The 22339-nt window shown below is 33.5% G+C and carries 18 protein-coding genes; 13 read left to right on the top strand and 5 right to left on the bottom strand.

Features of this window, described 5'->3' with window-relative positions; genetic code table 11:
- Positions 1-7 precede the first annotated feature (7 nt).
- The 7 genes from E0F76_RS01285 (at position 8) to E0F76_RS01255 (ending at position 8314) form a co-directional block, all read left to right on the top strand.
- Positions 8-2095 carry a beta strand repeat-containing protein gene (locus E0F76_RS01285; RefSeq protein ID WP_132000527.1) on the top strand — a complete coding sequence of 696 codons (2088 nt, stop codon included), beginning with the start codon at positions 8-10 and terminating at the stop codon, positions 2093-2095.
- Between the two features lie 396 nt (positions 2096-2491).
- Positions 2492-3949 carry an ATP-binding protein gene (locus tag E0F76_RS01280; protein ID WP_132000526.1) on the top strand — a complete coding sequence of 486 codons (1458 nt, stop codon included), beginning with the start codon at positions 2492-2494 and terminating at the stop codon, positions 3947-3949.
- A gap of 157 nt (positions 3950-4106) precedes the next feature.
- On the top strand, positions 4107-4544 hold the full coding sequence (locus E0F76_RS01275; protein ID WP_132000525.1) for a Fic family protein: 438 nt from the start codon (positions 4107-4109) through the stop codon (positions 4542-4544).
- A gap of 69 nt (positions 4545-4613) precedes the next feature.
- Entirely contained in the window at positions 4614-5291 is a 678-nt protein-coding gene (locus E0F76_RS01270; protein WP_132000524.1) for a DUF6904 family protein, read from the top strand.
- A gap of 172 nt (positions 5292-5463) precedes the next feature.
- A complete protein-coding gene (locus tag E0F76_RS01265) occupies positions 5464-5766 on the top strand; it encodes a hypothetical protein (RefSeq protein WP_132000523.1) in 303 nt (100 codons plus the stop codon).
- Between the two features lie 1098 nt (positions 5767-6864).
- Positions 6865-7287, top strand: a complete 423-nt coding sequence (locus E0F76_RS01260; protein WP_132000522.1) for a DUF6943 family protein — start codon at positions 6865-6867, stop codon at positions 7285-7287.
- Between the two features lie 130 nt (positions 7288-7417).
- Positions 7418-8314: a trypsin-like peptidase domain-containing protein gene (locus tag E0F76_RS01255; RefSeq protein ID WP_132000521.1), complete on the top strand. Its 897-nt coding sequence runs from the start codon at positions 7418-7420 to the stop codon at positions 8312-8314.
- 158 nt (positions 8315-8472) lie between these two features.
- Here the strand turns inward: E0F76_RS01255 and E0F76_RS19210 are convergent, their stop codons facing one another.
- The 4 genes from E0F76_RS19210 to E0F76_RS01240 are packed head-to-tail and all read right to left on the bottom strand — an operon-like array spanning position 8473 to position 10071.
- Positions 8473-8649 carry a hypothetical protein gene (locus E0F76_RS19210; protein WP_165932614.1) on the bottom strand — a complete coding sequence of 59 codons (177 nt, stop codon included), beginning with the start codon at positions 8647-8649 and terminating at the stop codon, positions 8473-8475.
- Entirely contained in the window at positions 8639-8908 is a 270-nt protein-coding gene (locus tag E0F76_RS01250) for a hypothetical protein (RefSeq protein ID WP_132000520.1), read from the bottom strand. The genes E0F76_RS19210 and E0F76_RS01250 overlap by 11 nt, the downstream gene beginning before the upstream one ends.
- Before the next feature lie 4 nt (positions 8909-8912).
- Positions 8913-9314 carry a DUF5675 family protein gene (locus tag E0F76_RS01245; protein WP_132000519.1) on the bottom strand — a complete coding sequence of 134 codons (402 nt, stop codon included), beginning with the start codon at positions 9312-9314 and terminating at the stop codon, positions 8913-8915.
- 1 nt (position 9315) lies between these two features.
- Positions 9316-10071: a hypothetical protein gene (locus tag E0F76_RS01240; RefSeq protein WP_132000518.1), complete on the bottom strand. Its 756-nt coding sequence runs from the start codon at positions 10069-10071 to the stop codon at positions 9316-9318.
- Positions 10072-10378: 307 nt separating this feature from the next.
- Between E0F76_RS01240 and E0F76_RS01235 the strand changes: the two genes are divergently transcribed.
- From E0F76_RS01235 to E0F76_RS01225, 3 genes are all read left to right on the top strand, one after another.
- On the top strand, positions 10379-10582 hold the full coding sequence (locus E0F76_RS01235) for a hypothetical protein (protein ID WP_132000517.1): 204 nt from the start codon (positions 10379-10381) through the stop codon (positions 10580-10582).
- Between the two features lie 612 nt (positions 10583-11194).
- Positions 11195-11839 (top strand): T9SS type A sorting domain-containing protein, encoded by a 645-nt coding sequence (locus tag E0F76_RS01230; protein WP_132000516.1) that lies wholly within the window; start codon positions 11195-11197, stop codon positions 11837-11839.
- Between the two features lie 252 nt (positions 11840-12091).
- A complete protein-coding gene (locus tag E0F76_RS01225) occupies positions 12092-12268 on the top strand; it encodes a nucleoside hydrolase-like domain-containing protein (protein ID WP_220398887.1) in 177 nt (58 codons plus the stop codon).
- A gap of 79 nt (positions 12269-12347) precedes the next feature.
- Here E0F76_RS01225 and E0F76_RS01220 read toward each other — a convergent pair whose 3' ends face one another.
- Positions 12348-14504, bottom strand: coding sequence for a thioredoxin domain-containing protein (locus E0F76_RS01220; protein WP_246021949.1), 2157 nt, complete (start codon positions 14502-14504; stop codon positions 12348-12350).
- Positions 14505-14993: 489 nt separating this feature from the next.
- Between E0F76_RS01220 and E0F76_RS01215 the strand changes: the two genes are divergently transcribed.
- The 3 genes from E0F76_RS01215 to E0F76_RS01205 all read left to right on the top strand — a co-directional run bounded on the left by E0F76_RS01215 (position 14994) and on the right by E0F76_RS01205 (position 21956).
- A complete protein-coding gene (locus E0F76_RS01215) occupies positions 14994-16433 on the top strand; it encodes an MFS transporter (RefSeq protein WP_342773042.1) in 1440 nt (479 codons plus the stop codon).
- Positions 16434-16449: 16 nt separating this feature from the next.
- Complete coding sequence (locus tag E0F76_RS01210) at positions 16450-17484, top strand: glycoside hydrolase family 43 protein (RefSeq protein ID WP_220398886.1); 1035 nt, start codon at positions 16450-16452, stop codon at positions 17482-17484.
- Positions 17485-17822: 338 nt separating this feature from the next.
- A complete protein-coding gene (locus E0F76_RS01205) occupies positions 17823-21956 on the top strand; it encodes a hybrid sensor histidine kinase/response regulator transcription factor (RefSeq protein WP_132000514.1) in 4134 nt (1377 codons plus the stop codon).
- The last annotated feature ends 383 nt before the right edge of the window (positions 21957-22339 follow it).

The raw sequence follows: 22339 nt of genomic DNA, 5'->3' as shown, positions 1-22339 counted from the left end.
ATTTAAAATGAAAAAAACAATAATAAATAACGTAAAAATTCTATTTACAACACTTATAAGTATCCTTTTATTATATAGTTGTACGGAAGAATTTGATTATGGAAAGTCGGAAAATGCAGTAAAAACGTTAGAGTTTAGCGATGTTTTACAAACTACAGCAATGGTTTCTGGAAAAGTAATAACTGATAATGGCGCAAGCCTTTCGTCTAGAGGAATTTGCTATAGTATAAATAATAATCCAACTATTTCAGGAACTAAAACCCCGGACACACAATCAACTTTAGGTAGTTTCACTTGCGCTTTAATCAATCTAGCTCCGAGTACTACCTATTTTGCAAGAGCTTATGCTACCAATGGCTATGGAACTGCTTATGGAAATGAAATCAGTTTCACAACACAAGCGGCTACTATTCCAATAATTTCTTCTACAACAGCAGTTGGATTTATAACACAAACCACAGCAGTTGCTGGAGGAACTATAACAAATAGTGGAGCTTCAAATGTTACTAGTCGAGGTGTGTGTTTTAGTAAAACAAATACAATTCCAACTATTACTGACACAAAAACTAATGATGGAACTGGAATTGGACAATATTCAAGCTCTTTAACTAACTTAACTCCCAATACATTATATTACATAAGAGCCTATGCAACAAATGGTGTTGGAACAGCTTACGGTGATGTAAAATCCTTTACTACCACATCTGCAACCATTCCAGTAGTTTCAATAACAACAACTGCAACATTTATTACCCAAACAACTGCAATTAGCGGAGGAAATGTGACTAGTGAAAGTGGAGCTACAGTTACTTCCCGTGGTGTTTGTTGGAGCAATACAACAACAAGTCCAACAATACTAAATTCTAAAACAGTGGACGGCACAGGATTAGGAACATTTACAAGTTCATTAACTGGATTATCAGCAAATACAACCTATTATGTTAGAGCTTATGCGACAAATAGTGTTGGTACAGCTTATGGACCAGCTATTTCAGTTAGAACTTTGTCTGCAACTATTCCAACGGGTGTAACTACGAACACAATATCATCAATAACTCAAACAACTGCAACTAGTGGAGGTAATATTTCTAATGATGGGGGTGCGTCTGTAACCTCTCGAGGGGTTTGCTGGAGCAATATAACTTCAAGTCCTACAATCACAAATTCTAAAACTGTAGATGGTTCTGGTATAGGTTCTTTTACAAGTTCTTTATCTGGTTTAACTGCAAATACAACTTATTATGTTAGAGCTTATGCCACAAATAGTGCTGGAACTAGTTATGGTTCAGTAATATCGTTTACAACATTATCAGCAACAATTCCAACAGGAATTAGTACTACAAGCATATCCTCTATTTCTCAAAACACAGCCAGTAGCGGAGGGACAATTACAGGTGATGGTGGTGCCTCAATTACATCGCATGGTGTTTGTTGGAGTAGCTCGACATCAAGCCCAACAATTTTTAATAGTACAACTGATAACGGTTCTGGGATAGGTTCTTTTACAAGTTCATTAACTGGTTTAACAGCAAACACAACATACTATGTAAGAGCTTATTCAACAAATAGTGTTGGTACTGCCTATGGTAATACAATATCATTTATTACGCTTCCCAACTTATCAGTGGGCCAATCTTATCAAGGAGGTATAATTGCCTATATATTTGTTTCAGGTGATAGTGGTTATATCGCAGGTCAAACACATGGTTTAATTGCAACTACATCAAATCAAAGTGCTGGTGCTCAATGGGGTTGTTCAGGAACATCAATAACTGGAACTAGTACAACATTGGGAACAGGATTGGCAAATACATCAGCAATTATTGGTAGTTGCTCAACTACAACAATTGCGGCAGCTCTCTGTAATAATTTATCATCAGGTGGATATACAGATTGGTACTTACCAAGTTATACTGATCTAACTAAACTATACTTAAATCAAACAACTATCGGTGGCTTTAGCGCAGTTTCTTATTGGAGTTCTTCACAAGCAAGTTCAACCACAGCATATAGTATTAATTTTAGTACTGGAACCGGAAATAGTTCCAGTTCAAAAAGTGCTTTAATGTATGTCCGTGCAATCAGAAAATTTTAAAAATTTTATAAAATATTAACAATAACTCAAAATTAAAAAAAACATATGTTTTTGATTAGAATTTTAATATTTGTTGTTTTATTTTCATTGGTAAAGATGATAATGGTGTAATTCGCATTTGGTAGATTACAGGGAACGGTTAGGAACAATACCACATAAAATCAGAGAACATATGGGTGTTTTACCAAAGTAAATTTACATCAGGAAAACGGAGCCCCTAACAGCTTTCCGAAATGTCCTCACTTCGGGTCAGTTTTAGGGGTATGAGTATCGGTTAAGATTTTAATGGTAAGCAAGTTTTACATAACGCTAAGCAAGGTAAGTGAACTAACTAAAAACCCAGTAAAATAAAAGGGTTTCAAAGTATAAACAATAAAATAGATTAAATTAGCAAGAATGAATACACCTATCTCGAGTAAAAACTCATTGATTACAGAAACGTATTTGCGGACCCAAAAAGAAAATCAGTATTTTGAACGTAAAGGATTAGGAGAAAAAGACATAAAACCAACGAAGATTGCCGAAGAATTGATTGGCATGCTCAATGCAGATGGTGGCGTTTTAGTCTTTGGAGTTTCAGATAATGGGGAATTTCAAGATTTGCGAAATTTAGGCGAAAAGCTTGATGGCTACCGAACACTGATTTTCGATTTCATTCAGCCAGCTTGTAATATAGAGCTTGAGGAAGTTGAGGTAAATGGGAATCTTATATTACTATTTCACGTTGAACAAGAATTGGAACGTATTTTTTGTAGAAAAGATAATGAGGATGTCTTCTTGAGGGTATTAGATACAAACAGAAAACTAAACAGGGATAGGATAAAGAAACTAGAATATGATAAAAGTATAAGACGCTTTGAGGAAGAGATTGTTGCCGATTTTGATTTTGCCGATTTAGACCAGGACTTATTGAATGAATACAAAGCAAAATTAAATTATAACGGCGAAGTTCTTGATCTTTTGACAAAACGCTACCTAGCAAAAAAGAATGAAAATGGTTATGCATTAAAAAATGCCTCTATATTATTATTTGCAAAAGATCCTGAGAAGTATATTCCCTCTGCATCCGTTCGTTACATACGCTATGATGGTATAGCGGCATTAACTGGAGTAAACCATAATGTGGTAAAAGATGAGCGATTTGAAAATAATATCCCAAGACTTATTAGTGAATTGAGAACCTTTCTTAGAGCCTCATTTAGAGATTATTATTTTTTGGATATGGAAGAAGGTAAGTTTAGAAAAGTACCCGAATATCCAGAAGAGGCTTGGTTGGAAGGTGTTGTAAACGCCATGTGCCACCGTTCATATAATGTACAAGGGAGTGCGATTTACATAAAACACTTTGATGACAGATTAGAAATCAGTAATAGTGGCCCCCTCCCTTCACAAGTTACGATTCAAAACATTAAAACAGAGCGTTTTGCTAGAAATCCACGAATAGCCAGAGTACTTGAAGACATGGGATATGTTAGACAGCTCAATGAAGGTGTCTCTCGAATCTATGAATCGATGGAAAAATCGATGCTATCTATTCCAGAATACAAAGAAGAGAATGGAAATGTTTATTTGATACTTAGAAATAAAATAAGCGAACATTCCAAAACTATTCATGACTCTGTGATAGAAAAAATTGAAAAAAATTGGGAATTGTATAATGTAACTCAAAGGAGTATTTTCAATTATTTATTTTTAAATCACCAAGCCACAATTGATGAGTTGACAAAATTTACTGCAATCAATATCAATACTATTCGCTCGTACGTCAATAAGTTTCAAGAGGAAGGATTATTGGATCGCATAAGTGAAAAACAAAGAGATAAAAATGCAATTTATATGTTTAAAAAACATTAGGCTTTAGCTAAGCAAGGGATATATAATGAGTTTATTTCCTTTGTTTATAAAGGTTTACAAAGGGTAAGCAAGAAATGTAATTAATTAAGCAACATTATAACCTTATGCTAAAGAATGGCTAAATTGGCTCGAATTAAATGCCGAATATACTTCTCATTTGGAAATTTCATTAAGCAAAATTTACATCGAGCAGGAACTGGCTAAAGCTTCTTGGGAAACTTGTCTTTTGCATTTGGTGCCGAGTTGGACACAAAAAGGCACCAAGCTATCCAATCTTGATTGGTCTAGAAATCAATCTATTGATAAAGATACAATTAAAAAGGTACCAAGTTGGTCTCAAAAAAGTACCGAGCTTATCCATAAAAAAATAAGATACATAATTGCGATTTTGTCTCTAATTGGAGAGTCAATGACACTAGAAGATATAATGACAGCGGTTGGTTATGCAAACAAGAAAACATTCTGGGATAACTATGTAAAACCATTGGAACAATTACAATGGATTGAGAAAACAAACCCGCAAAATCCAACAGCACCAGATCAAAAATACAAGTTAACTTTAATTGGGAAAATGTTCTTAGGCAATCAAGAGTAAAGAAAAACAAGTTTAGGGATATTATCCTCATGTGGCATAACCAATCAAAGAATTAAAAACTAAATAAATATGTTATTTATAAAACCTACTAAAAAAGGACTTGGTGTAGAGCTATGGGGAAATTATGATGATTTAACATTGCTATACGAGGTAACTGCTAACTTATGGAACAAAGAAAGTAACCTCAATAACGATGGTTTTGAGTCAAGAGATAAAATCATTAGTAGTTTTTCTTATGAAGTAAGAAAAAGTTATGAAGAGTCAAGACTGATTAGTGAACATGGTTATTATATTTTTTCGGAAAGCAAATATTATGGATGTCAACTTTCTTGGATTCATCTCCTTTTTGTTATTTCTGCACTTCGTTATAATACTCGTTATTATAGTATTTCGGAACTTGATCAATCTATTTTGATGCAATTAGAATATTGGTTTGAGAAAGCTATGTTTTCTTATGATCCCCAAGGCGCTAGTGTTTTGTCCAATTATATAAAGGGGAATATTTATAGTGGGAATCCTAATTTATATTTATACATGAGACGTATAAATGCTGAATACTTTTGTATGCCAAGAGGAAAAAAATCTTTTAGGCAATTACCTAATTTATTAAAAACGGCATGTAACTATACTGATGAATATAGTACATATGAAAAATCTCTTGAAAAATCTGCAAAGCAGTTTGATTGTAAAATATCCGCATTAGAGCTTAATGACGACAATGTTAACTATGAAGATTTACAGTGGTAAAAAGTTGCTTCTTATTTTGATTTAAGCCCAATAAAAAAATACACTATCTCCATTCACTCATCCGCACCAAAATCTTCTTTTAGTTCAAGTATTTCTAAATTTACGTCTTCATTTACTTCATTTTGTTAATAATTATCTTTGCTATATTTTTAATCTTTAATTATAAAAACAAATGGGACGAATTTTAGGACTTGATTTAGGAACAAATTCTATCGGTTGGGCTGTCTACGACAAAACGACTAATAACATCACGGACTATGGTGTGACTGTTTTTCAAAAAAAGAATAAGACTGGACGAATAAATAAAATCAAAAAAATTAAAAAGTATCTGACACCTTTTATAGCTCTAATCACATTTACAATTATTTCATTAATCGTAACTTTCTTCGACAAAACAAATTGGCAATTTTGGTTAAATATTTCACTAACAGGTTTTATTACTTGCATTACTTCACAACAAAACAAAAAAAGATAAAATTCAGAAATCTCTATTATACTTCATTGAAACTCATTTCCAATATTCATTTTTTTTGAAGCCTATCCCGAATTTATACAGTTTCATAGAGAATTAATTTCAATACAACATTTACGTTAAATATCACGAGCAATCAAGCGGTCTCTCTTCGGTCGTTCTCTTTGTTCCGTTCGGCAGCTCCAGTCAGTCGTCGGCAGAAAAAGCCTCCTTCCTCCATTCCGCAGACACTACGCAGCACAATAAAAATAGCAGCTTGGAAATAAGCAGCTATTTTTATTGCGCCGCTTCGTTCCTCATCTTCACACGTTCTCTACCCTACGTTCGGCGGGGCTATTACATCCACAATACCGCTTCATTCCGTTACACTCCGCCCCGAAGAAAAATCGGGGCTATGCTCCACTGCATTCCAGCCGTATTATGTCTGTCGCCCCTGGTTGTTTCAGCGGTTGCTCCTTCGCACAGCCATCGGGGTTGGCTCCGTTAGCACTTTGCCCTAAATCAAGGAACTCCGCCGAAAAGGCGGATGATTTTTATATTTTCCCCGCCGTTTCACGCTCGCAGTACTTCTCTCCACTCCGTAAACTACGCCTCGTTCCCGTCCTGCGGTGGCTGTTCGATTGCCGCAACCCCGCCACTGCGCTCCTCGAAAAATAATAATTTCCGCTATCGCTACAATCATTATTTTCTGCGGTGCTTGGGGGTGTTTAATTGCCGTTTTCATAAGAACTCCCCCGAAAAATCTTAAACAACAACATCCGTCTTCGAAAAAAAATAAATAAAAAGAAAGTAAAGATAAGTTCCGGTTTTATAAAAAATACAAGTTCAAGCCCTCCGGGTTTTAGAAAAAATCTCCACCCTCGTTCTCTTTTCATTTCATATCTTTTTTAATGTACAACCGACTGCTTCGGATAACTTTTACGGTAATGAATCGGGTAGTATTTTTTCTAAAAAACTCGATTTTTTAAAAACCTCCACTGGAGAGACGACTTTCTTTTTTTTCTTTTTCTTTTGAAAAAATTTCAGGAAAGGCGGTTTCGACAGATTCAGCATTTCTAAAAACGGAAAATAGAAGAAAAACTAACTTTTAAATTCCGAATCATGCTAAATTTCATTATCAAAACCCACCAAAAAGAAACGCTTTATAAAGGAAACCAAATATTCATCCTCAACAAAGGATTGAACAGTGGAAAACCTCAAAAAGTGCCATTCACAAATAGTTTTGTAATCGCCTTTCAAAACGAAGAAGATGCTGAAACTGTTTATTGGTTGGCGTATAGCCTTTGGAAAGCAAAATTCTGGCACCAATCGCTAATCGGGTCCGTAATTCCTTTTTTACGTATTTATGATTTCAAAAAAGAGTTTAATTCAAAAGTAAACGAAATGCTGCAAGAACACGAGCTGCATAAAAAACAAGTCCAGGCGTTGAGGTTATTGGAACAAAAAGAGGATCAGTTGCATCAGAATATTGTCCTTATAAACGAAATGAGGAGAGTAATTTTGAATAGCTATTACAAAAAATGATTAATCATCTCAGGTTTTTAATATATTTGATAAATAGAGTATTAATTCTTCATTCAAAAAAGGTACTTAATGAGATGAATTGGAATTATATTTTACAAATAAGTACCTAATAATTCTAAATAACAAAACTATGTTCGTTAATGCAATTGAGGAAGTTTCAAAATTCACAAGACCAATCCATACAATCACAAGAAATTACAAAGAAACAATAGTTCGTCCGGGAGCTGCAACATTATTTTTTGTTAACGAAAATGGATATGCTATAACATGTAAACATGTAATAGATTTAATAAGAAATAGGCAAGCAGTGAATGATCATTATGCTAATTTCAATAAGGAAAAATTAGCATTAGGAAAAAATAAATATATTCAAAAATTGAGAGAATTAGAGTCAAAATATAATCTAAAGACTACTAAAGATAAGCCAATAACTATTCAAATTCAAGAACTTTTTATTGGATGTACTTCTGAAAACTCAATTAATTACAGATGGATAGATCATCCAAAGTATGATTTATCAATACTTATTTTTGAAAATTTCAAAAATCCAATGTATCAATCTTATGCTCGTTTTGTGAAAGATAGTTCTTTACTTAAACAAGGTAAATTTCTTTGCAGATTGGGTTATCCGTTTCCAGAATTCACAAATTTTAAATACAATCAAAATATTGATGATATTGAATGGACTAATGAAGGTCAAAATGGTACACCACGCTTTCCAATAGAAGGTATGTTAACTAGAAATTTGATAAATGGAGATGAAACTTATGGTGTAGAGTTAAGCACACCAGGGCTTCGTGGACAAAGTGGCGGTCCTTTATTTGACCAAAATGGATTGATATACGGTATGCAATCACAAACGAATGCTTTGCATCTAGGATTTGATATGAAAAATTTTGAATATAAATCAAATGGAGATACTATTAAAGTAAACAACCAGCCTTTTTTACATGTTGGTCATTGTATTCATGTGGATATTATTAAAGACTTTTTAAAATCAAATGGTGTAAGTTATTATGAAGAATAAAGAGGTGTAAGACAAATTGACTATTATGGTATTTGCTCTTTCATAATTAGTGTTTTGCATCAATCAGATATTTTATTGCAATTAGATAAAAAAAGCCTGATCCAAACAGACCAGGCTTTCCTATTAATTCGGGAAAAGGTTACCAAGCCAAACCCGAATTATTTCTTTTTTGATTTTGTCAATCCTTTTAAAAGGAGCGAAACTGTAAAACTTACTATTGCTCCTACGACCGCTAAGATAATCGTTTTTAGAATATCTTCAGAAAGGATATTAGGTACAATACTCAACAAAGTTCCTGAGGCGGTGCCAATTCGGAGGGAAATATTAGTCTCCATCACGAGGCTTATTTTGGTTTTCTTCTTCTCCCTTGTTCGTCCTATTGAGAGTAGTCGAAGGATCAACAGTCATTTGGCTTACTGCCGAAATAACGCCTCCTGCAACTGCCAAATATCCCGCTACCATAACAACTGTCACTGGTAAAACTACTGGTGCCGCAATAACACTTCCACTAATGGCCAACAAAGCCAATCCAATACTTCTCAAAACCCTAAAAAACTTAGGGGTGGGAGATTTTGCTCTTTCAATTAAATTCATACTTCTACTTTTTAGATTGGATACTTATTTTTACTTCTTCATTGCGTTCTAAGGCTACATAAACCAAAGCTTTCAGTTTTTCCAACGCTTTCCGGGAAGAACTTCCCTTTCCAATTCCGGTGTGTTTCGTTACAGGAGCAATACATCCCAATAATTCTGTTTTAGCGTCATTGGCGGGATGGATTAAGATCAAATCTCGTCCCGGAACATTTCTCAAATGCAAGTGCCATTTGAATTTTGGGCTAAACCGCTTCTGCAAAACATATTCTCCTTCGGGAATACAAGAAACTCGTTGTTGGTTATGCAACCAGGGCAACTCGATGGTATAACAAACTATTGTGCCGTTCCATTCTAAAGTTCCCTGCGTTCCCTCGGGAAAATACGTTCTATTCAACACCAAAACCATCTTACAGACCGCTTACCTGAACCAATGCCAATGGGTTGTAGGTACCATTTTTCAACGGATACATTCTACCATTTACCTCTTGGAAAAACTCCACTCCCAAAGCCAAAAACAAGGGGCTTACGCTGTTTGGTGTCACCGCATTCAACTGGTTGATCGCAGCCGTTGGAGCGGAATCCCATGGAAGAATGGCAGTTTCTGAACTGGAAACAACAAAGGTTTCGGCTTCAAAATCAATTTCAGCCCCAGCTGAAATAATTTTAAAATGAGTCGTTCCACCCGGAGCAGCAATCATATTCGCAGGAACAAACGATACCAAATCAACTGAGATTTCACCCGCCACTCTATCAATTGTTCCTGTAAAAGGAGTAAATAATGTAGTTCCGAGTTTTCCTGTGATATTGAAATCAAAACCTGCAAGCAACTCCGCTTCACCATCAATCACGTTACGCAAACCACGCTCATTCGTCAAATCCGCTTGGATAACTTTGCCCATGGTTTGGGTCAATCGGCTCACCATTCTGCTGTCGGCAGAATTTAAAAGCAACGTTCTCAATGCCGTTCTCAAAGTTTTACCAGCCTTTCCGGCTCTACCAAATTCAGAACCGTTTTCACGCGTTCTTTGGAACGCTGGATCGCTCGCAATTCTGCTCGCATCGATGCCGCCTTTTTCTCTGGCCAAATGACCGTCTTTGGTTTTGTAAAAAGTAATATCCCCGATAGTACCTTTTAATTTAATTATGCCTTTCTGTCTTGCCATAATTCCTAAAATTTAGATTAATTATTTTACTTAAAACTCTTTCAATCAACATCCTGTTGCAACACCTTTCGATTGATTATGAAACAAATTTTAGCCAATTAAATCATATAAAAAAGAGGTATATATTCCAGATGTCACTTTGCGACACAAATGGCACAAATCGACATAAATGCCTATTCATCCCCGTCATAAGTTGAGGTAAATCATCGCTTCTGAACAAAAGAGATTTTTTATTAATTTTATTCGGTTAAATTGAATCATAAGGGTTTCAAGTTAAGCAAAGCCCACTCAAAGCTATAGATAGAGTATGAGAACCGAAAACAAGAGGTTGTGTATCTACCCGAAAGACATACAACGCATTACCGGAAAAAGTTACCGTCAAAGCATTAGAATACTTCAAAAAATGAGGAAAAAGTTAAACAAGCTCGAAGATGAATTGGTGTCTATTGAGGAATTTTGCCAATTTACGAGCCTAAAAATTGAACAGGTTGAACCTTTAATAATTGGATAGAAATTGAGTTTTAGGCAACTAAATTTTGAACTAAAGCCAATTCTAAAATAAAAGTCAACTAGTTCAAATTTTAAACAAGGAATGTTCTGTTTTTGCTTTGATAAATCGCTTAATGTCAGTATATTTGCAATGATAAGATTACATGATTTTTGCCTATAAATTATAGGAGTAAAATCGAGACCCTTGGTTTTTAATAGTTTGCGAGAGACCGTAAACACTGATATAAGGAGAAGAATACAAATCCCTTCCTCTCTGCAAACAAAAAATGCTTCCCGAAAGGGGAGCATTTTTTGTTTTATAGCGCGACAAACATTTTTGTTTCTCTAAGAGTATTAGATAAAAAAAAGTTTAGGCATAAAATGCTAAGCATTCATTTCATCGTGAGACGCCTCATTATGATTAGGGATAAATTTGTATAGGTAAGGTATAATTTTATCGAAATAATAAAATAACTAAGAACAATCCATTTAAAATTATTTTTCGCTTTTGAAGTCTTACTAAAATTCATCATTATTGCTGTTTTATGCTTCAATAGTGTTATTTGTTATCTAGTTGCTTTTTTATTTTTACAACAACGATAAACAAATTATTTAATCTTAAAACTTTATTATTATGAAAACAAAATTACAATTATTAGGGGTGTTTTTTATTAGTGTACTTGGATTCAGTCAAAATTCCATCGTATCTACAAGTTCACCTTCAAGTGCAGTACCTGGAACAACAATTACTGCAGGGTTTAATTACACTGCTGCTGTAGACGGAACTTGTCAAATTCAGTTGTTCAAAACTAATGCTTCTGGGAGTATTGATTATAGTGCAGGAACTAGTTTGTATTTTACTGGTGCGGTTTCGGCGGCGGCAACATCTACTTTGAAATCTACAACTTTTGCCATACCTTCAGATTTTGCTTTATCCAATTCTTTACCGCCAGGTGTTGTATACAAATGGTTTTTTAAATTAACAGTAGGTGGAGTAGATTATTACACTAGTAACCCTATTTTGGATGTTGTATCTACTTTAAGCACAAAGAGTTTTAATGCAAATAGTGTAAAAGTGGTGTATAATACTAAATCAAAAAACGTAGTATTTTTTGATATTGAGGAATCTGAAATGGCAGTCTATGACAGTAAAGGATCAAGAATAATGGAATTAAAAAATGTAAGCCAAAACAGTACTATAGATGTATCTTCTTTTTCTAAAGGATTGTATATTCTTACAAGTAAAAACGGAAGTGTTTTTAAGTTTGTAGTACAGTAATAGTTCAAAAATTTATTGTTTTAAGAGGCTGTCTAAAATGGTAGCCTCTATTTTTTTTATTTCATATTTATTCATCGGCTGGATTCAAGTTACAAATGCAATTTTTTGATTAAACAAATAATTTGGTGTTTCAAAATTGAATCTTTTTCTCGGACCGTTATTTAATTTTTCTTGTATTTCTATAATTCTTTCGATGGTTATTTATTCAAATAATTTCGATTTGGGTTTATGCTGCCTTATAAGTCCATTTTTATGTATTTTGATAGCTGTTTTTCAATATCTGTTAAAGCGCAAAATATCCAAAAAAACAGAGTGGTCATTCTTAGTGATATCGAAGCCGATCCAGGTGATACACAATCCTTTGTGCGTTTGCTTTTGTATTCTAATGAAATTGATATTAAAGGAATGTTTGCTACCACATCCTGTTGAAAACAATCGAATATTGACCCCCCCCCAGTCGATTCATAATATTATCAAGAATTATTTACGACCAGCACCTTGAATACAACTACTTTTTTATAACTGCAACTGCATTAGAAGCTTCTGTTTCAGGCATTTTGCAAGCTTTGTTTACGCAAACATAAATGTAGGTTTCGTTGGCTATAAAACGATTTTCCAAAAGGGCTAATTTACTATCTTTTGTGGCTCCCGCAATTAGAATGTTTGGCAAGTAATAGCTTTGTAGTTCACTTGTTTTTGCTAATGCATCTTTGCCGGAAATAGCCACTTCATAATACTTATCGGTATAGTTCATCATCAAATTCAGCCAATTATAATAAGCTGTTGGAGATTGTAAAGCTTCATTTTTCACATTGTTCAACATCTGTTCGGCGGTTTTAGAATAGCTGTCATTAGAATAATAATGTCCTAATCGGAATAAATTTTGAGCCAGAATCGAATTGGATCCTGGAATGACATTATCTGCGATTTCCATTTTTCGTGCAATTAAAGTACTCGAATCATTGGAGGTAAAATAAAACATATTCGACTTTTTATCCCAAAAATGAGCCAGAGCATAATCGGTAAGTTGTTTTGATTTTACAAGCCATTTTTCGTCAAGACTAATTTGATAAACGGCTATAAAAGCATCCGCAACAGTGGCATAATCTTCGGAAAAACCTATAATGCTGCTTTTACCATCCTTATAACTATGATACAAACTTCCGTCTTTTTGTATTTGATTGTTTGCAATAAAATTGGCGTTTTTTAATGCAATTTCTTTGTAATGTTGGTTTTTAAAAGCACGGTATGCGCTGGCGTATCCTTTTATCATTAAAGCGTTCCAAGAAGTTAGGGTTTTGTCGTCTAAATGCGGACGGGCTCTTTTGTTTCTGGCTGTTAGAAGAATCTGTTTCCAGTTTTGTACTTTCTTGTCAAGTGCATTTGTCGTCAATTGATGCTTAACTGAAAAATCTTGGTCTGATTGGGTTTTGTATAAAACGTAGTTTTTATTTTCCCATAAACCGCTGTTGTTGATGCTGTAGTACTCTTGAAAAAGAGGGAAATCCGATTTTAATAATGATTGTAATTCCTCCTTGTTCCATACATAATAAGCGCCTTCTTCTAGTTTTGCTTCTTTGTTTTTGCTGTCTGCATCTAATGAAGAATAAAAAGCTCCGTTGGAAGCCATGAGTTCTCGCTCTACAAAAATCAAGGTTTCCTGAACCGTTTTTTTATACAATTCATCTTTTGTCGCTAAGTAAGCATCAGAATAAAAGCTTACTAATTGTGCGTTATCGTACAACATCTTTTCAAAATGGGGAATATGCCATTTGGTATCTACAGAATATCTCGAAAATCCGCCTCCAATAGGATCATAAATCCCTCCGTAGGCCATTTTTGTGAGGGTTGTTTCTAGATAATTTAGAATAGACTTGTCTTTGTTTTGAACGCTGTAGCGAAGTAGAAAATCCAAGGCATTGGGCATCGGGAATTTGGTGTCGCCTTTTAAACCACCTTCATTAAAATCCCACTCTTTTTGCCATGATTTTACGGCAGTAGTAACTTCCGAACTTTTGAAAGTAGCTTCGTTACTATTGAGGGTAATTAATTCTGATTTTTGAATCCCTTCTACTAATTTATCTGCATATTCATTGGCTTTTTTTGGATTGTTTTTATATAAGTTCGACAACTCTGTTAACACTTTTACCCATTCTTCTTTGGTGAAATAAGTACCGCCAAAAATAGGTCGACCATCGGGCAACGCAATACAGTTTAGAGGCCAGCCGCCTTTACCAGTCATCAATTGTACGGCATTCATATACACTTGGTCTATGTCTGGTCGCTCTTCACGATCTACTTTTATACTTATAAAATTATCGTTCATTAATTTGGCTACTGCTTCGTTTTCAAAACTTTCTTTTTCCATTACGTGACACCAATGGCATGCTGAATAGCCAACTGAAATTATCATTAGTTTGTTTTCGGATTTGGCTATGTCCAGCGTTTCTTGATTCCAAGCCTTCCAATCAACTGGATTGTGGGCATGTTGCAAAAGGTACGGACTGGTTTCGTTGATCAAATCGTTGGTGTGTTTGTAGTTTTCTTCTTTTGCTCGTTTGCCATTACAACTCATAAAAAAATAAGGAATAAAAAAAAGCAGGTAAATCGTGCGCATAATGGAAGGATGAAAAATTAAATCTACTATATGAATTTTGAACTTCATCTTAATAAATAAGAGTTGTCAAAAAAGGGAAATGGGTTTATCAATAAGCTAAAATAGGAATTTTAATGGAATAGAAATAAAGAATCTAATTATTGCGCCAAAAGTAGTAGGATATGCTTCAAAATTGATGGTTTTGGAAATTATTAGAACTTCATAAATAGGGGTTCATGCCTTTAAGTGGTTTGCTTTTTTCTTTAAAATAAATTCATGCCAAATAATAGCAAGGTTCGCAAATTATGCGAGTTCTTCTCTAAATGGGGTTGTAAATAGGTAATTACGCTTCAATTATAGTAGTAATAGCTTCAAAAGTGATAAGTTAAATTAAACTTTCAAACTATTTTTACATTAGATCTGCATGTGTTTAATAGTGATGTTAAAATTAGCTAATATGATTTTATTCCTTATTTCAAGATATCTAAAAAGCTTTTACTTATTAAAGTTTAAAAAAATCTGTTGTAATTTATGAGTAGTTCCTACCAAAAGCTTTCAATGACCGAAAAAATAGGTTATGGGCTAGGTGATTTTGCAGCCAATTTGATTTTTCAAACTATAATGACCTTTATGGCTTTTTTCTATACTGATGTATATAAAATACCTGCTGGAACAGCGAGTGCTATTATTTTCTTTGGTGGTTTTATAGGTGCATTTTCTACAATAATAATAGGAGTTTTTGCTGATCGAACCAGAACCTCTTGGGGTAAATTTAGGCCTTGGATATTATGGACTTCGCTGCCTTTGGGTGTTTTGGCTGTACTTGTGTTTTCGACACCAGATTTTGATGCAAATGGTAAAGTGATTTATGCATTGGCCACTTATTTTTCGTTAGTTATCATTTATTCGGCTAATAACTTGCCTTATGCAGCTTTAAGTGGGGTCATAACAGGCGATATGAAGGAAAGAAATAGTCTGTCATCCTATCGGTTTGTGGCTGTGATGCTAGCTCAATTATTAATTCAATCGCTTTTATTGCCTTGGGTTTTAATTTTAGGGCATGGTGATAAAGCAGTTGGATTTAAAAACACAATGATGATTTTTGCAATTGTTGGTATAATTTGTTTTGTTATTACTTTTTTCACAACCAAAGAAAGAATTTTACCGGCAGATAAACAGCAGTCTTCCGTTAAACAGGATTTTGTCGATATGTTTAAAAACGGTCCTTTAGTTGTATTGTTACTGGTTACCTTTTTGGTTTTTATAACGTTGTCACTAAAGGGAGGAATGTATATTTTTTACTTTAAGTATTATTTGGATCCAATTGCTCAAACGAGCTTTTTGAATGACATTGGATTTAATTATTTTATTTCTGAAATAAATAATTTATTAGCAATTATGGGGCTTATTGAGTTTCAATGGCCAAAAGATGCTCCAACTTCAGCATTTAGTCTTTTTAATGCCAGTGGTGTCTTTTTTATGATTTTTGGAATTTTGTTTTCAAAATCATTAGCAGATACATTTGGGAAAAGAAATGTTTTTATCACTTTCATCTTTTTATCTGCTTTGACCTTATTGCTCTTTAATTTTTATGGTTCAACCTCAATTGTGATAGTTTTCATAACTCAATTAGCACATGGTTTTTTTTATGGGATTACCATTCCATTATTGTGGGCAATGATAGCCGATGTGGCCGATTACAGCGAATGGATTAATAGTCGTAGAGCAACCGCAATTATATTTTCGGTAATGATCTTTGGACTAAAAATAGGGATAAGTATTGGCGGTGCTTTTGGTGCCGCTTTACTAGCAAAATATGGTTATATAGCCGAGGTCGTCAATCAAGTGCCGGCAGCTATGGAAGGAATTAAACTCTCTGTGAGTATTTATCCAGGTTTTATATTAATAATAAGTGCTGTTCTATTGTGCTTTTATTTGATTGATAAAAAAATGGAAGTTCAGATAGAAAGTGATTTGGAACATAGAAGAAAGAATTAATTTAAAAACGAATAAAGTGCCAGAAAAAAATATTGATCAAATTGATTTTGAAGAGTTAAACAAGATAGCTATTTCTCAGCCTTTAATAAAACATATTTACACTGCAGATCCATCTGCACATGTTTTTGAGGGTAAAATATATATTTATCCATCACATGATATTGAAGCAGGAATTGCATTTAATGACAATGGCGATCATTTTGGGATGGAAGATTACCATGTCATTTCTATGGATAATCCAAATGGGGTAGCTGTTGATAATGGTTTGGCTCTACACGTAAACGATGTTCCATGGGCCGAAAGGCAGATGTGGGCGCCCGATGCAGCTACCAAAAACGGGAAATTCTATCTTTACTTCCCTGCTAAAAAGGCGGATGGAATTTTTCAAATAGGGGTGGCAATTAGTGATTCAGCTGTTGGTCCTTTCGTAGCAGAGCCTGAACCTATTACGGGCAGTTATTCAATTGATCCAGCCGTTTTTTGTGATGATGATGGTAGTTATTATATGTATTTTGGAGGAATATGGGGAGGACAAATGCAAAGTTATAGAGAGAATAAATATGATGCAGAATATCAAGAACCCATGGCAAACGAAAAAGCTTTAAATCCAAAAATAGCAAAACTTTCCAGCGATATGAAAAGTTTTGCTGAAACAGTTAAAGAGATTGAAATTCTTGACGAAAATGGGAATTCACTTCTTGCAGGCGACAATGAACGTAGGTTTTTTGAGGCTTCTTGGATGCATAAATTCAATGGTAAATATTACTTTTCATATTCTACAGGAGACACTCATTTTATTTGTTATGCTATTGGGGATAATCCTTATGGTCCTTTTTTATACCAAGGCCGAATTTTGAATCCTGTTGTAGGTTGGACTTCACATCATTCTATTTGTGAATTCGAAAATAAATGGTATTTGTTTTATCATGATTCAAGCCTATCAAAAGGAATTACCCATTTAAGATCCATAAAAGTCGCTGAAATAAAATACGATGCATACGGTAAGATTCAAACACTAGACCCTTATAATAAAAAGGCTTCTAGATTTTAATTTTACGGGTAAATAGATTTTCTTTAAAAGAAGTTAAAGGCCTGATTATTGAAGAAAATGTTTTTAGAAGCATTGAAAAAATAATTAGAGTTAAAGGCTTTAGATGACAAATAAGTAAAATAGTGATTAGTAAGAATTTCTAAAAATAAGTTGTTATATGTGAGACTAAAAAGCAAACGGTTGTTTTTTTTATTATATTTGATAAAATCTAGGTTGTGTTTAAATAGTAATTTTGTGAATATAAAGAGGTTAAGTAATGATTTATCAGTTTATTTTCATAGAATAATTACACCTGTTGTCTTGCGTATTTAAAGTTTAATTTCACCAATCATTTTATAATGTCCCAAAAAAAGTGTTTTAGAATAATTGTCTTATTATTATTTGTCGTAAACAACTTGTTTTCTCAAAACATTTTCGAAAACTATCAATTCCGTATTGTAGATCAAGAAACTTCTAAAAGTGGTATCTACACCATTTCACAAGATCAATTAGGTTTTATGTGGATTGGTACAAATGGTGCGGGTTTGTACAAATATGATGGGGTGAATTATATAGCTTATGAGCAAAACTCTAAGGTTAGCAGTTCTATAAATAGTAATTTAATTTATGCAACTCATGTAGATAAAAGCAACCGGTTGTGGATCGGTACTGATGAAGGTTTGTGTCTTTATAATCGGAATTTAAATAATTTTGAAACAATAGATCTTCAAAAACAGTTTAAAAAACACACTGTGATTTCTGTTAAAAGTATTATTGAAGATAACAACGGGAATCTTTTTTTAGGAACCCTTGGTAATGGTTTGCTTAAGTTTAATATAAAATATCGTCAAGTAACTAAAATTAAAATAGATGCTCCAACGACAACAAATTATTTAATAAATTGCTTTGCAAAAGATAAAAAAGGCAAAATTTATTTAGGAACTAGCTTTGGTTTAAAAACATATGACCCCGTAAAAAATGAGGTAAAAAAAGTAGATCTTGGCAAAAACAACCAAACACTTTCAGGATCTATTGTGTCTTTATATTTTGATGGTAAGCAAAACTTATGGATTGGTAATGGTTATTTAGGTCTTGTAAAACTTGATCTTTCGTCAAATGAAAAGCAATTATTTTCCTATCCCATTACAACCAAAAGGATAATGTCAATAATGGCAACAGATGCCAATACGATCCTTTGCGCTACAGAAAACGACGGATTAATAGTTGTAAACCATGAAGGTGTTGTTCAAAAAAAGTATGTAAACAGTAAGTTTGATAAACGTAGTTTGAGTTCTAATTCTGTTTGGTCTTTGTATTTGGATAAAGACAAAAGAATCTGGTTGGGTTATTATAATAAAGGACTTGGCGTTTTTGATAAATTAAATAGCAAAGTCAATATTATCGAAAGTTTGATTGGAAACCCTCAATCATTGCAAACCGATTGTGTTACCAGTATTGCCAGAGATCATGAAGGTCAGCTATGGATAACTATGGAGGGTGGTGGAGTTGATGTTTACAATCCGATTACTAAAAATTTTAAACATATTACCAAATACGACGCGAGTTTTTGTTCTGGCTTGACTAATGATAATATTACAAAGGTATTTATTGACAAAAAGCAGAACATTTGGCTTAGTAGCTGGAATGAGGGCGTTTTTGTTTTGAAAAAAGGGAGTAGGAATTTTGTGAATTTCAACACCAGAAATACTCCTGGCCTTGCCTCCGATCACATTATGGATATTGCAGAAGATTCTAAAGGAGTCATCTGGATTGGTACTTTTTTGAAAGGTTTGCATTATTATAATCCGGCTGACAATCAGTTTCATTATTGCAACTCCAAACCGTTTTATACCAGTGGAGCGTTAAATTCAGACATCAGAAAAGTAATGGTAGATTCAGACGATATGGTTTGGGTTGGGACAACAACAGGTTTGTATCAGGTAACTTCAAAGGATTTGGTGCATTTTACAGTAGTTCCTTTTCGTAATAAAATGGATGAAAAATATAAAAACCATAAAAGCACCCATACCATTAATACTTTGTTTGAAGCAAAAAACAAAGAAATCTGGATTGGAACTGATGGTGCAGGATTGTTTAGCTACAATAAAAAAACGGATGTTTTGCAATGGTATGTAAACTACAAAGGCTTCTATGAAAAATCTATAGCATCTATTGTGCAATCTAATGACGGAGCGATCTGGTTAAGCGGAAAAAAAGGGATCACAAAACTGGATTTGCAAAATAAAACAACCATCAATTATTCTACAGATGATGGTTTATTAGGAAACGATTTTAATAACAATGCCGTTCTGAAAGACGAAAAAGGCTGGTTCTATTTTGGGAGTTACGAAGGTCTAAATTATTTTAATCCCGCAAGTTTAATTAAAAGCCGTAAGGAACTACCTGTTTATCTTACCGATTTTAAACTGTTTAATAAATCGGTTAAGCCTTTAGAAAAAGATTCGCCATTGCTTAAAGTGATTTCTCAAACCCAAAAGATTATTCTTAAACACGATCAGTCTGTATTTACCATTGATTTTATTGGACTCAATTATTCTTATCCCGCCAAAAACGAATATGCTTATTATTTAGATGGTTTTGAGGAATCGTGGAATTATGTAGGCAGTAAACGATCGGCCACTTATACAAATTTAGCGCCTGGTCATTACGTTTTTAACGTTAAATCGGCCGAAAAAAATGGAGTTTGGAGTCAAAATCCACTGGAACTGAAAATCGAAATCCTACCGCCTTGGTGGAAAACTTCTTTTGCATATTTGTTTTATTCATTGATAATTTTAGCATCGATTCATTTTTTGAACGAATACTTTCAAAATCGTTTCAAACAAAAACAAATGATTCAATTTGAAAAGGAAAAGAACATTCAAATAGAAAAACTAAACAATAAAAAGCTGCAATTCTTTACCAATATTTCTCATGAGTTTAGAACGCCACTTACGTTGATTTTGAATCCTCTGGCAGATATCATTAAAAATAAATCTACTGAATTGCCTTCTGGAGTGTTGAATAAATTGCAAACCATTCAAAAAAGTTCCGACAGACTTTCGCGATTGATTAATGAATTAATGGATTTTAATCAATTGCAATTTAATAAAATGAGCTTGAAAGTACAGCAAATAGAGGTAATTAGTTTTACCAAAGAAATCGTGAGTTGTTTTGAGGAGGAAGCCATAAGTAGAGGTGTGAATTTAAAGTTTGAATCGAATAAAGTAGCGCTAAAAGATTGGATTGATCCTAAAATGTTCGAAAAAATTATTTTTAATGTGGTTTCAAATGCATTCAAAGTTACTCCAGATAATGGGAATATTATGGTGAAAATAATCATTCACGAAGATTTGATTCATTTTCCATTGATAAATTCAAATAACAAAACACCCTCTTTTGAAGTGATTATTGAAGATACAGGTGCTGGTTTGGATAAAAAAGACATCAAGAAAATTTTTGATCGTTTTTATCAAGTAAACAACTTAAATAAAACCTATTATGGTAGTACCGGGATTGGCTTAGAAGTGGTGCGTGGGTTTGTAGAATTGCATAAAGGAGAAATCATTGTAGAAAGCGAATTGGGAGTTGGAACTACTTTTAAACTACTATTTCCTATTGGCAAGGACTTTTTCAATGAAGACGAAGTGCTACTAAATGAGTTTAAAAACGAGAAAAAAGAAAGTTACACTACAATAGTCAAACAAGTCGAAGTTTTGTCGGAAGTGGATGAGGAAGCTCAGGACCGCATTCACACAATTTTAATTGTAGAAGACAATGTAGAATTGCGGAATTACCTTAAAAACGAATTGAAAAAAGAATACAAGGTTTTAGTAGCAGAGAATGGACAAGTTGGATTGGAATTGGCATTGCAAAAATCGCCCGATTTGATTTTGACCGATGTTATTATGCCTGTCATGAACGGTTTGGAATTATGTAAAAGTATCAAGAAGGATCTAAAAACCAGTCATATTCCCTTATTGATGCTGTCTGCAAAGGCACTAATTAAAGACAAATTGGAAGGCATAGATTCTGGCGCAGATATTTATTTGAGTAAACCTTTCGACATGGATATTTTGAGATCTAGTTTGGCACAACTGATTAATAGTAGACAAATTATTTTCAATAAATTTTATAATGGAATAAGTCCAAAGGCAAAAGAAAAAACGACGACCTTGGATAATGAATTTATAAAAAATGCCCTCGATTTTATAAATGAAAACATTAGCGAATCGGAATTAAGTGTTGAGGTATTAGCATCTAAAGTGTTTTTGAGTAGAAGTCAGTTGTATCGAAAAATAAAATCTTTGACCGGGGTTTCTGTAAATGAATTTATTAGAAATGTTCGATTAGAAAAAGCCAAAGAATTAATAGAACTTGGTAATGATAATATAAATGAGATAAGTTATAAAGTTGGCTTTAGCTCTCCTTCTTATTTTACCAAATGCTTCAAAGAGAAGTTTGGACACCTTCCTACTCAAAATAATAAATAGGAATAATTAGAAATAGTCTCCAAAAGCGGTTTTAAACCGCTTTTTTTTGTGCTCAAACGGATTGGTTTATACATTCATTTAGGCTAATAGAAATGTATTTAAAACTCAAATTACAACCTGTTTTTTTGATCAACTTGATTTTTTTCTAATTGTCAAAAACTTTAAAATACTCTTTTATTTTTTCATATAGTAAAAAAATAAAAGAGTATTAGTAACAATATGGTAATTGTGTATTTTTTGCTAAATAGGTTGTGATGTATTGCATTTTCTATATTTTTCCTGTTGTATGCTACATATGTGTTATTTTTTGCATCATTTGTTTTAGATTAAACAAGATTAAACCACATACTTTTGATAACGTAGAACAGGAATCAACTAAAAAC

Origin of the sequence: Flavobacterium cellulosilyticum, from assembly GCF_004349355.1 — a bacterium.
In the GTDB taxonomy this organism is placed as follows: domain Bacteria; phylum Bacteroidota; class Bacteroidia; order Flavobacteriales; family Flavobacteriaceae; genus Flavobacterium; species Flavobacterium cellulosilyticum.
This window is presented reverse-complemented; position numbering and strand designations above follow the sequence as displayed.